An 11,988-nucleotide genomic window follows, 5' to 3' on the forward strand; every position below is an offset into this window, starting at 1 on the left:
GGGTCACCACAATTATTTAAAATGTAAACTTGCTTAGCTTAAAATAAAGAAACTGATTTTTCAATTTGAAAGATCAGTTTTTTACTTTATTAAACAGAGATTTCAGAATTATTATTTTTTACTTTTAAAAATAAAAAACCACCTATAAAGAATAAGACAACTAAACTTAGAATTCCATATTTTGAGCTACCAGTAATTGTTCCGATTATACCAATTAGGAGTGGTCCTATAACAGCTGAAATTCTTCCAAATATATTATAAATTCCAAAATATTCAGCTGAATTTTCCTTTGGAATTATCTTGCCATAAAAAGAACGACTAAGTGCTTGAATTCCACCTTGTGCGCTAGCAACTAAAATAGATAATATCCAAAAATCAAATTGAGTTTTAATAAAAAATGCATAAATTGATACTATAGTGTAAGTTATGATGCCTATTAAAATCATAGCCTTAGTAGAGAATTTCTTTGCGAGTATTCCATATAGAATAGCGAAAGGAAAAGCTACTATTTGTATTACTACAAGTATTTTCATTATTGTATTACTATCAATTCCAATATCTATACCATAGGCAGTAGCCATTGTAAAAACGGTATGAACTCCATCTATATAAAAGAAAAAGGCTAAAAGAAATAGAAAGACATTCCTATTGTGCTTTAATTTTTTTAGAGCAACCAAAAGCTTTTTAAGTTCTTTAATGATTGTTTTAGGATCATCATCAATATAATATTTTTGATTAACATTTCTAAGTATCGGAAAAGAAAAAAGTAACCACCATATGGATGTAATTAAAAAAGAAATTTGAGTAGCGAAGATAGTAGTTATTCCTAAGGATGAAGCATTGGTGATAATTAGTATACATATAAGAAATGGAATGGTACCGCCGATGTATCCCCAAGCATATCCGTATGAAGAAACCTTATCCATTTTTGAATCTTCGGTTACATCTGTAAGAAAAGAATCATAGAAAATATTAGAACCAGAAAATCCAATTGTAGTAAAAATATAAATAGCTAAGCACATTAGCCAGTTACCTTTAGAAACTGTTGCTAAAAGTGCAGTTGAAATAACTCCAATTAATAAGAAACAAGTAAAAAATTTTTTCTTATAGCCTTTATAATCAGCAATTGTCCCTAGAAATGGAGCTAATATTGAAATAATTAATGTGGCTAATGCATTTGCATAACCCCAGTATGCAGTAGAAATATTATCTGCCATGTTATTAGCAGCAACTTGTTTGAAGAATACAGGAAGTATAGCTGTTGTAATAACAATTGAATATGCAGAATTACCGAAATCTTGCAAAATCCAGCTTCTTTCATATTTATTCAAGATAGGATCCTCCTAAAAATTATTCTTTATTTAATTATAGAGGAATATAGAGTGCAAAATACATAAGTTAACAAATATTTACCTTTAAAATAAAGTTTTAACTCTAAGGTTTTAAGTATTTATAAAGAACTATAGAATTGGTATAATTACATAAAACTTAAAAGTAGGGGGCATGTATGAGTTTATATTCACAAATTGGGGAAATTTTTTTAATAATGTTAGTAGGTTTCTATGGAAACAAGAAAAAGATATTAAATGAAGAAATTAATAAAGGATTATCGTCCTTGCTTATTAATATAACATTACCACTTCTCATAATTAATTCGTTTAATATTAAGTATAACAGTGAAATCATTTTAAATCTTTTTAAATCACTAGGATATAGTTTTCTTTCATTTTTAATTGTAATACTAATCTCTAAGTTGTTATATTTAAAAGTTAATGGGGAAAAGAAAGAGATATTAAAATTTGCTACAGTATTTTCAAATTGTGGATTTATAGGCTTCCCAATAATTGAGAGTATATATGGAAAAGAAGGATTAGCCTATGCATCTATATTTAATATGGCATTTACAGTATTTCTTTGGAGCTATGGAGTGATGTTGTTTAATGGTAAGGAGAATATAAAGGATTTAAAAAAGATATTTATTAATCCAGGAATTATATCTGTTGTAATTGGAGCATTAGTCATGATTTCTCCAGTTAAAATGCCATTAGTGATTGAAAATGTCATTAGTATGGTTGGAGGTATGACAACACCTATATCAATGATAATAACAGGGAGTATGATGGCCAATGTGTCAATAAGGAAGGGAATAAAAGATATTTATTTATATTATGGAGTATTTGCAAAATTAATTTTGGTACCAGTTATTTTATATATAATAGTAATTACTTTAGGAATTAAATCTTTACCTACAAATGTTATCATTGCATGTGAAGCTATGCCAGTAGCAGCAACTACATCAATATTTGCAGAAAATTATAATAAGAATAAGGACTTCTCTGCTTTTACAGTGTTTATTAGTACACTATTTTCGATAATTACTATTCCTTTAATGTTAAGATTTATAACATGATAAAATTAAAGAAGCTTGGATATAAGTCCAAGCTTCTTTTTAAATATTAAAAACGTAAGTCTCTTTCACCATTTTGGATTCTTTGAAGTTTATCTTCACAAGCTTTTCTAGCCGCTTCGTTTGGAATCAATTGAAGGTTTTTAGCTATCGCCTCTTCTCCAACTTTTTTAGTTTCTTCATCAGCATAATCAATTAAATATTCTTTAAAAGTTAATAGTGCATTAGGTTGACAAACATTATGGATTTGTCCACTTTTAGCCAAAGCCATAAATCTTTCACCAGTCCTGCCTTCTCTATAACAAGCAGTACAATAACTTGGAATATATCCTTGACTACATAAACTTCTCATTACTTCGCTTGGACTTCTTTCATCACTAACTTCAAATTGAGCTGTATTTTCTTTTTCCTTATTAGTATCAGAATATCCACCAACACCAGTACAAGAACCAGCAGAAACTTGTGATACTCCAACAGCTAAAACTTCTTCTCTGAAGCTAGCTTCTTCTCTTGTTGATAAGATAATTCCTGTATATGGAACTGCAATTCTTAAAATAGCTACTAACTTTTTGAAATCCTCATCCTTAACCATATGAGGATAAGTAGAAAAGTCAACATTTTCAGCAGGTCTTAATCTTGGAACAGATAGGGTGTGAGGACCAACTCCTGTTTCCTTATCAAGATGCTCAGCATGCATTAACATAGCAACAGTATCATATTTATGATCATATAATCCGTAAAGTACACCCATTCCAACGTCATCTATTCCAGCAGCTCTTGCTCTGTGCATAGCAGTAGTGTGCCAATTATAGTCGTGTTTAGGTCCTTGAGGGTGAAGTCTTTCGTAGGTTGGCTTATGATATGTTTCTTGGAATAAGATATAGGTACCAATTCCAGCATCCTTTAATTTTTTGTAATCCTCAACTGTAGTTGCAGCTATGTTAACATTACATCTTCTTATTGCACCATTATCAAATTTAAGTGAATAGATGGTCTTAAGAGATTCAAGAACATATTCAAGAGGGTTATTTATAGGATCTTCACCTAGCTCTAAGGCAAGTCTCTTATGTCCCATGGCTTCTAAAGCTTTAACTTCTTCAGCTATTTGTTCTTGTGATAATTTTTTTCTTAATAAGTCATTATTGCAGTGTTGATATCCACAGTATTCACAATTATTTACGCAGTAGTTTGATAAATAAAGTGGAGCAAATAGAACAATTCTGTTTCCATATATTCTTTCTTTTATTTCTCTAGCAACTTTGAACATTTCATTAACTAAATCTTCATCTTGAACGGCTAACAAAACAGCAGCTTCCCTGTGAGTTAATCCTTTAAAATCTCTGGATCTTTCAAGTAAAGCTTTTACATAATCCTTGTCTTTTGCTAATTTTTCACCTTCAGAAATACTTTGATGAATTTCTTCTTCAATTATAAATTCTTCAGCCTTATACTCTCTAATCATAACAACGACACTCCTTAATATTACTTTTTAGTTATAGCGGATTTGACCTGTACATTTGTAACTCTTCCAAGCTTACCAGTTAAGGCACCTATTTCATCAGTTGTCCCATCAACGATAATTGAAATTACTGAAACTCCTTTTTCTTTATAAGGAATGCCCATTCTTCCTACGATGATAGAGGCAAAATCATGAAGTATTTCATTAACTTTAGGTGCAGATTCAATGCTATCAAGAACGATAGCAACTACGCCAACTCTATTTTTATCTTCCATAGAACCTCCGGTGGTAACTCCAATAATTATATTGAAAATTTTAATTAAAGTAATTCTGTATTCTAAAATATAAAAACCCTCCGCAAAGCAGAAGGTAAAATTTTATAAACAAATAAGTATATTATGCAATCATTGCATCGATATTTGTCTTCAAATCCTTTTGCTTAGTAACACCTTGCAATTAGAAAGAAAATTAGAATAAAAAATTTAAGGTCAGTTAAAAGAAGATTATAGAGTTTTAACTATATAGATAAAACCATTTATGTCCTTTTATCCAAGCTTATAAATAATTACAATATATATTTTACAGCAGTTTATTTCATATATCAACAAGGAGATAATTAATCACAAATAACTTTAGTAAGAACTAACAAATTTAACTATGTAATTAGCAGCTGTTTAGGTATAAAGTTTAAACAATAAAGTTATGCTTAGTATATTGGACTAAAAAGTAGGAGTACCTGCGGCAGCAGCGGTTGCGGCTCCTGTTGCTGTATCTGTAATATCTGAAGACGTAGAGGCTTCTCTAACTCTATCTTTAAGGACAGCCTCTTGTGCGGCCATGAAGGTCAAGTTACTTCCGATATTCTGAAGGAAGGTTCCAAGAATTATCTTTTGTGCAGTTGTAAGTCCAAGTGAAAGCTGAAGTGCTATTATAGTAGCTGCAACTGGTAATTCTTCTGGTTTTAAGTCATAGATGGACATAATATCTCCTTAAACAGATGGCTTATAGTAAGTATAATATGCAGGTGAGCAAAGGGTTATGTCTGTGTACATAAAATTGGTAAATTTGAATAAATGCATTTCAATTAACTTCACCTTTAGGAATATAAAATCATATAAATAATATAGATGTAAAATGAAATATTTTTAAAGAGGAAGTGTTCAAATGGTAGCTAACATTATCAATTATTACGGAGGCGGTAATACAGCAAGAGGACAAGTTAATTATTATGATTCGATATTAAGTAATGTTAAAGATTTATATATAGTAAAAAATGCTCCTCAAATAATAAAAACTTCTTTCATAAAATCAATTGCTCAAGCTTATTTATTAAGAGAATATGAAATAGAGCTTATAAATAGTTATATGCATAATGAATATATAGAAGGTGTAATTATCCCGGAAGCTCAGGTCGCTTTCGTTGATGGTAATCCTATTTATGGATCAAAAATCGCTCAAGTAAATAGAGGAAAAGAATTTATAGATTTATCAGGAATAATGAAAGAATCTGAATTAGTAGAAAAAGAACGAGAAATTGAGGAGCTTAAGGATAAAATGAAATCAGAATTCAAAGCAGCTGAACATTCCTTTAATGATGCTTTAAAATATTATAATAAGCTAAAAGAAATATATATTGAGAATTTAGATATCAGTAAAGCAAATAAATTGGCTAATTCTCTTGTAGAGGAAATATATTCTGATAACTGTGAAAATAAAGAATCAAAAATATATCATAGATATTTTGAAGCAGTTACTCCAGAAGGGACGAAAGATTTCATTCCTAATATAACAAGAAATCTTGATAAGAGATATCTTATTAAAGGAAGGCCAGGGACTGGAAAATCTACCATACTAAAAAAGATATTGGATGAAGGAAAGCGTAGGGGGATGGATTTAGAAATTTATCATTGTGGATTTGACCCAGAAAGTCTTGATATGGTAGTTATTAGAGAGCTAGGGGTTTGTGCATTTGATAGTACAAATCCTCATGAATATTATTCAGAAAGAGATTCTGACGTAGTTATTGATACTTATAAGGAGTTAATAACTAAGGGCACAGATGAAAAATTTAAAGATATAATTTCAAAGATAAATGAAGATTATAAAGCAAGACTCGATGATGGAAAAGCTCATTTATCTGAGGGAAAAAAATATATGCTGCAAATTGAAGCAATATATCTAAGATGCTTAGATAAAGAGAAATTAAGAAATTTGGAAAGAGGATTAGGTACACTAATTGATATGTATGTTAGGTAATATATGTTTAGAGGAGGATTTGAATCAATCAAAATATATCTTCCTCTAATTTTTTTTGTTATATGCATATCTTTTTTCTTAAAGTAACACATGGTATTGAAAATTAATACTATAACATATACAGCAAAGAGGAAAAAGGAGTTAACTATATGCGTATAATATATACTTTATTTATTGCTCTTGCCAATAACATCGATAACATCAGTGTTAGGATTGCTTATAGTATAAGAGGTATTAAAATTCCCATGTCTAAAAACTTATATATTTCCTTTATAACCTTTATTTTTGCCTCTCTAGCAGCATTGTCTGGACAAGTTGTTTCACAAACTTTAAATCCACGGATATCTTCATATTTAAGTATGATATTGCTAGTTGGAATTGGTATTTGGATTATGATTGAGCCATATAGAAATAAGAAAAATAAAGAAGCAGAAGTAATAGTTAATGGAGATGTTTCTATACAAGATATAATGAAGAATCCAGAAAAAGCTGATGTAAATAACTCAAAGGATATAGATTATAAGGAAGCAACTTTACTAGGAGTAGCCTTATCAATGGATACATTAGGTGGAGGCCTTAGTGCAGGAATGATAGGAGTTAATCCTATTTTTGTAGGATTTTTTTCTGCTTTTGTTAGCTTCGTAGCTTTATGGGTAGGAAATTATGTAGCAAAAATATTCAGTAGATGGAATATTGGAGAAAAAGCTCCTTTCATAGCAGGTATTTTATTAATATTAATTGGAATAAAGCAAATTATATAATTAACACTTAGTAAAGAATGGTTACAAAATATATATAATTATAACCAAGAAGAGGAGATTTTATGGATGACTCGGATACCATGAAAGTTCCTCTTCTTTTAAATTTAGATGAACAGTAAAATCATGTAAAGAATATATCTATAAAGGGATAATAATAATTTGGATTGGAAAATGGATAAAGCAATAATAGTAATACCAGGTATAATGGGATCAAATTTGAAGAATTCAGAAAATAATAATATTGTTTGGATAACTGAAAAAGGTCCTTTTGGAATTATGGAGTTAATTTATTTGTTAAATGGAGAACTGCATTGTAATGAAGAAGGAGAGTCAATAAAATCTATAGAACCAAACAATGGAGAAGATGAATATGGAGCTAAAGATAGTTATAAAAAGTTAATTACAACATTACAAAAGAGAGTAGGGGAAAGCTATAAGATTCAATTTTTTGCTTATGACTGGAGATTAGATAATAGTAGAAATGTAATATTTTTAAAAGAACTAATTGATAAATTTGATAAGGTAATTATCATAGCACATAGCATGGGAGGCCTTATAGCAGCAAAATATATATCTGAGTATGGAAAGACTAAGATAGATAAGTTAATTACACTTGGAACTCCATATTGGGGATCAATAGATGCTGTACAATGTTTGTATAACGGGAAATTAAATATTTTATCCAATGACATAGAAGGGATAATAGAGCAAGCCTCATTATCTTTTATATCAAAAAATATAAAAGAACTTTTATATAACTATCCAAGTATATATCAACTTATACCTAATGAGGAGTTTACGGAAAATAAGCCTTGGTTATTAACTACAGATGAAGAGTTAGATCACTGGTATGATTATTTCTGGCAGGATGAGGAAGAGAAATGTAATAATGTAGAGAAAACGAAAAAGTTCATAGAAACTATATCTAATAGTAGTCTTTATGAGAAGGCGTTAAATTTTCATAAAGAGATAAAAGATTTCTTTAATTATATAGAAGACTTGGATTATATAGTCATAGTTGGTATTGAAATAAATACGATAGATGCAATAAAAATAATAGATAGGAATAATATAATGGGAACTATAAAAGCTGTAGAACCAAGGTATTCAAAAGAAGGTGACGGGGTAGTGCCCTTTTTAAGTGCAGTTATGAATAGTAAAGAGAATGATAGAGTAATTAAAGCATATGAAGTAAGTCATAAGGATTTAATTGAGGATGATAGCATATTAGATACGATTATAAACTTCATTAATGCAGATAAAGCTATAGTTAATAATAATGAAAGAGAGAAGGAAGTTATAAAGAAGAAAAATATAAAATTTGTTTTTGCAGGAGATGTTGATATTAAAATATTTAGCGGACGAAATGAAATTTATAACGTTACTAAAATAATTAAAGAGGAGTTTTATGGCTATAGAATTTATGGGCAGGAAGAATTCAAAGTTAATATTGTAGGAAAGATTGGAGCTCAAGCAATCTTTGTTGGAACAGGGGAAGCTCAAGAATTAATTATAAAAATTAAATCTCATAAGGAACAAATAGTTGACTTTTCAATCGGAAATGAAAGATATTTATATAAATTTGATAGAATTCATTTGATGCATGGTTCTAGACTTTATGTAAATGTTGATTACGAAGAGAAGGTTTGGTTGGAATTAGATTATAATGGTGACGGTAAAGTGGATGAGGTTATTAGATAGAAATAATTATAGGTTTTTTATAAGAAAATAAAGGGAGATTTTATGTATATGAAATCCCCCTTTATTTATTGCAAGTATTAATATATTACCTTATTGGATTTTTTGTATAGTAGGCAATCCCTATTGCTCCTGGTCCAACATGCAATCCAATTACTGGGCCTATATCACATATAGGTACTTGGATATTAAGATTCTGTTTCAGAATTAATGCTAAATCCTTAGCTTCATCAATACAATTTATATGATGGATTGCTACTTCTCCTAATCCAAACTTATTAACATCATTTAGAAACATATCAACCATCTCTAATTTAGCTCTTCTTTTAGTTCTTATTTTATTAGCAATAGAAGTTTTACCATCTTCAACAGTTAAAATAGGTATTATTTTTAATATGTTACCAATCAATGCACTAGCACCACCAATTCGTCCACCCTTTTTTAAGTAAACAAAATTATCAGGTATAAAAAGGAACCTGCTTCTTCTGGTGTTTTCTATGGCAATAGTTTTGACTTCTTCTAAAGATTGTCCATCTTTTGCAGCCCTAGCAGCAACAATTGCAGCAAATCCTAATTGCATACTATTTGAACGGGAATCAACTATTTCAATCTTTGCATTAACATACTTTTCAAGAATCATTTCTTTAACCATATGAGCTGTAGAATATGTACCACTCATATCTGAGGAAAGAAATACACATAGTATGGAATCACCTTTTTTAATTATGTTTTCCATACATGAATATATTTCTTCCACTGAAGGTTGAGAAGAAGTTGGAATGCCACGTTTCTCCATCATTTCATAAAAGGTATCATTTTTTAAATCAACTTCCTTAAAGTTATCATCATCAAATAACACATTTAAGGACACAACATTTATTCCGAGTGTTGTTCTAAGAGTTTCATCAATGTAACTAGTGCTATCAGTTATAATTTGTACAGCCATAATTAAATCTCCATTTATATAAAATTCATTTATTACTTATAATAATTGTATCACTCATTTGAGATGTTTTCATTAATTGTAAAATAATAAACAATAGACCTATAAGGGATTATCTATTATAATATTATTTAATGACGTATATTATTATGTGGATTTATAAGGTATTTTTGTAATGATACATAAGTTAATAGAAAATATCAGTTTATTAATCAGAATTATGTATTTTAACATTTTACTAAGAAATTCCGGAATACGTTGATAAAAGTTAAGGTTTAGAAGTGTATTTTTTAAAGAAAACAAAAAAATGTGTTGATTTCTTATCATTATGAGAATATAATTAATACAGATTAGTTGGACAACGGCGTTCAATAGAATTACTTTATATCTTTTGAAGGTGGTTCTGTTGAGCGCCGTTTTTATAAAAATTAGCATTGAAGGGGGGATTTTTATGTCAAAATATTCGAAAGAGGATATTGTTAGAATTGTAGAAGAAGAGGGAGTTAAGTTTATAAGACTTCAATTTACTGATATGTTTGGAACTTTCAAAAATGTAGCGATTACAGATAGTCAGCTACAAAAGGCATTAGATAATGAATGTATGTTTGATGGATCGTCTATTGATGGATTTGTTAGAATAGAGGAATCAGATATGTATTTAAGACCAGACTTGGACACCTTTGCTATTTTCCCTTGGAGACCACAACAAGGAAAGGTTGCAAGATTAATCTGTGATGTTTATAGACCAGAAGGAAAGCCTTTTGAAGGAGATCCAAGAAATATATTAAAGAGGGTTTTAAAAGAAGCTGAGGATTTAGGATATACAATGAATGTTGGACCAGAATGCGAATTCTTCCTATTTAAGACTGACACAGATGGAGAGCCAACAACAGAAACCCATGATGAAGCAGGGTATTTTGATTTGGCACCAATAGATGCTGGTGAAAATGCAAGAAGAGATATGACACTTGCTTTAGAGGAAATGGGATTTGAGATAGAAGCATCGCATCATGAAGTTGCTCCAGGACAGCATGAAATAGATTTTAAATATTCTGATGCTTTATCCACAGCTGATAATATAATGACATTTAAATTAGTTGTTAAGTCTATAGCACAAAGACATGGAGTTCATGCGACCTTTATGCCTAAACCAGTGTTTGGAATAAATGGTTCAGGAATGCATGTAAATATGTCGTTAAATAAAGATGGCAAAAATGCGTTTGTTGATGAGGCAGATGCAAATGGATTAAGTAAGACTGCTTATAGCTTTATAGCAGGAATAATTGAAAATATAAAAGGAATGGCAGCAATCACGAATCCATTAGTAAATTCGTATAAGAGATTAGTTCCAGGGTATGAGGCACCTGTTTATGTTGCTTGGTCATGTAAAAATAGAACTCCGCTAATAAGAGTTCCTGCAGCAAGAGGAGCTGGTACAAGAATAGAATTAAGATGTCCAGATCCAAGTGCAAATCCATATTTGGTTTTAGCAACTCTTTTAGCAGCAGGATTAGATGGAATTAAAAAGAATTTAACTCCTCCTGCAGAAGTGGATGGCAATATATTTAAGATGACAGAGGAAGAGAGAGAAGAAGCAGGGATAGAAGCATTACCAGGAGACTTGCATGAAGCTGTAGGCTACATGAAGGAAAATGAATTGGTTAAAGCTACTTTAGGTGAGCATGTATACAAGAACTATACAAAGGCAAAACAAAAGGAATGGGAAGAATATATAACTAAAGTTCATCAATGGGAATTAGATAGCTACATGAAAAAGTATTAATAATAGATAGGATGAGTTGCTATGGATTTTAGTAGGGGGATAATAATTGCGTTAGGCAATTTAGAGACTGCAAAAAAGGTTGAATTAATTTTAAAGACTGAAGGTCATACGGTAATTGGAACATGTGCCTCAGGAAATGAGTTAATTAGAAGAACCAGGCTAGAATACCCTAGTTTAATAATAGTAGGATATAAGCTGTCTGATATGACCATTATGGATGTATATGATTCCCTTGGGGAAGACTGTAGTTTTTTAGCTATAGTAAACGAGCCTTATAAGTCCTTCGTCCAAGAAGAAACTGATATATATTGTATAAGTAATCCGATATCAAAACCAGTACTCTTAAATGCTGTGGATTTGATATTCCAAAGCCAAAGAAGAATTTTAAAGCTTCGAAAAAAGGTAGAAAAGTTGGAACATACTATTGAAGACAGAAAACTCATTGAGAAAGCAAAGGGGATGCTAATGTCAAGTAGGGGTATGTCGGAAAGTGAAGCATTTAGATATATACAGAAGAATAGCATGGATAGTGGACAAAAGATGGGTGATGTTGCTAAGGCTATATTAAATAGTGAAATTTAAGTGCTTTGATACTTACCCCAAAAAGTTTAGTTCCATTTTTAATTGTAATTGTGTTTGCGAGTATATATACTTTAGTATAGGTACTCGCTGTTTGTTCCT

At 30.2% G+C, this 11,988-nt stretch carries 11 protein-coding genes; 6 read left to right on the forward strand and 5 right to left on the reverse strand.

Features of this window, described 5'->3' with window-relative positions:
* Positions 1 to 89 precede the first annotated feature (89 nt).
* Complete coding sequence (locus PTZ02_RS19150; protein ID WP_274229337.1) at positions 90 to 1,331, reverse strand: MFS transporter; 1,242 nt, start codon at positions 1,329 to 1,331, stop codon at positions 90 to 92.
* A gap of 176 nt (positions 1,332 to 1,507) precedes the next feature.
* Between PTZ02_RS19150 and PTZ02_RS19155 the strand changes: the two genes are divergently transcribed.
* Positions 1,508 to 2,410, forward strand: a complete 903-nt coding sequence (locus PTZ02_RS19155) for an AEC family transporter (RefSeq protein ID WP_274229338.1) — start codon at positions 1,508 to 1,510, stop codon at positions 2,408 to 2,410.
* A 46-nt stretch (positions 2,411 to 2,456) separates the two neighbouring features.
* On the opposite strand, the gene hydG is transcribed toward PTZ02_RS19155, so the two are convergent.
* The 3 genes from hydG to PTZ02_RS19170 all read right to left on the reverse strand — a co-directional run bounded on the left by hydG (position 2,457) and on the right by PTZ02_RS19170 (position 4,846).
* Positions 2,457 to 3,869: a [FeFe] hydrogenase H-cluster radical SAM maturase HydG gene (hydG, locus tag PTZ02_RS19160; protein ID WP_274229339.1), complete on the reverse strand. Its 1,413-nt coding sequence runs from the start codon at positions 3,867 to 3,869 to the stop codon at positions 2,457 to 2,459.
* A 20-nt stretch (positions 3,870 to 3,889) separates the two neighbouring features.
* Complete coding sequence (locus tag PTZ02_RS19165) at positions 3,890 to 4,141, reverse strand: TM1266 family iron-only hydrogenase system putative regulator (RefSeq protein WP_202769013.1); 252 nt, start codon at positions 4,139 to 4,141, stop codon at positions 3,890 to 3,892.
* Positions 4,142 to 4,585: 444 nt separating this feature from the next.
* Positions 4,586 to 4,846 (reverse strand): hypothetical protein, encoded by a 261-nt coding sequence (locus tag PTZ02_RS19170; RefSeq protein ID WP_274229340.1) that lies wholly within the window; start codon positions 4,844 to 4,846, stop codon positions 4,586 to 4,588.
* A 184-nt stretch (positions 4,847 to 5,030) separates the two neighbouring features.
* Here PTZ02_RS19170 and PTZ02_RS19175 point away from each other — a divergent pair, with 184 nt between their 5' ends.
* The 3 genes from PTZ02_RS19175 to PTZ02_RS19185 all read left to right on the forward strand — a co-directional run bounded on the left by PTZ02_RS19175 (position 5,031) and on the right by PTZ02_RS19185 (position 8,584).
* Complete coding sequence (locus tag PTZ02_RS19175) at positions 5,031 to 6,122, forward strand: hypothetical protein (protein ID WP_274229341.1); 1,092 nt, start codon at positions 5,031 to 5,033, stop codon at positions 6,120 to 6,122.
* 116 nt (positions 6,123 to 6,238) lie between these two features.
* Positions 6,239 to 6,883, forward strand: a complete 645-nt coding sequence (gene ytaF / locus PTZ02_RS19180; RefSeq protein ID WP_274229357.1) for a sporulation membrane protein YtaF — start codon at positions 6,239 to 6,241, stop codon at positions 6,881 to 6,883.
* Positions 6,884 to 7,042: 159 nt separating this feature from the next.
* A complete protein-coding gene (locus PTZ02_RS19185; RefSeq protein ID WP_274229342.1) occupies positions 7,043 to 8,584 on the forward strand; it encodes a lipase family alpha/beta hydrolase in 1,542 nt (513 codons plus the stop codon).
* Positions 8,585 to 8,669: 85 nt separating this feature from the next.
* On the opposite strand, the gene PTZ02_RS19190 is transcribed toward PTZ02_RS19185, so the two are convergent.
* Positions 8,670 to 9,527, reverse strand: coding sequence for a DegV family protein (locus tag PTZ02_RS19190; protein ID WP_274229343.1), 858 nt, complete (start codon positions 9,525 to 9,527; stop codon positions 8,670 to 8,672).
* 448 nt (positions 9,528 to 9,975) lie between these two features.
* On the opposite strand from PTZ02_RS19190, the gene glnA reads away from it, so the two are divergent.
* Both glnA and PTZ02_RS19200 read left to right on the forward strand, forming a co-directional pair.
* Positions 9,976 to 11,307, forward strand: a complete 1,332-nt coding sequence (glnA, locus tag PTZ02_RS19195; RefSeq protein WP_274229344.1) for a type I glutamate--ammonia ligase — start codon at positions 9,976 to 9,978, stop codon at positions 11,305 to 11,307.
* 21 nt (positions 11,308 to 11,328) lie between these two features.
* Positions 11,329 to 11,889 (forward strand): ANTAR domain-containing response regulator, encoded by a 561-nt coding sequence (locus tag PTZ02_RS19200; RefSeq protein ID WP_274229345.1) that lies wholly within the window; start codon positions 11,329 to 11,331, stop codon positions 11,887 to 11,889.
* Positions 11,890 to 11,988: the final 99 nt, after the last annotated feature.

It is taken from the genome of Clostridium sp. 'White wine YQ', from assembly GCF_028728205.1.
Lineage (GTDB): Bacteria > Bacillota > Clostridia > Clostridiales > Clostridiaceae > Clostridium_T.

Coding starts and splice junctions, on each gene's coding strand:
- PTZ02_RS19170 (WP_274229340.1), bottom strand. CDS start 4,846: ATGTCCATCTATGACTTAAAACCAGAAGAATTACCAGTTGCAGCTACT.
- PTZ02_RS19155 (WP_274229338.1), top strand. CDS start 1,508: ATGAGTTTATATTCACAAATTGGGGAAATTTTTTTAATAATGTTAGTA.
- PTZ02_RS19200 (WP_274229345.1), top strand. CDS start 11,329: ATGGATTTTAGTAGGGGGATAATAATTGCGTTAGGCAATTTAGAGACT.
- PTZ02_RS19175 (WP_274229341.1), top strand. CDS start 5,031: ATGGTAGCTAACATTATCAATTATTACGGAGGCGGTAATACAGCAAGA.
- PTZ02_RS19190 (WP_274229343.1), bottom strand. CDS start 9,527: ATGGCTGTACAAATTATAACTGATAGCACTAGTTACATTGATGAAACT.
- hydG (WP_274229339.1), bottom strand. CDS start 3,869: ATGATTAGAGAGTATAAGGCTGAAGAATTTATAATTGAAGAAGAAATT.
- glnA (WP_274229344.1), top strand. CDS start 9,976: ATGTCAAAATATTCGAAAGAGGATATTGTTAGAATTGTAGAAGAAGAG.
- PTZ02_RS19165 (WP_202769013.1), bottom strand. CDS start 4,141: ATGGAAGATAAAAATAGAGTTGGCGTAGTTGCTATCGTTCTTGATAGC.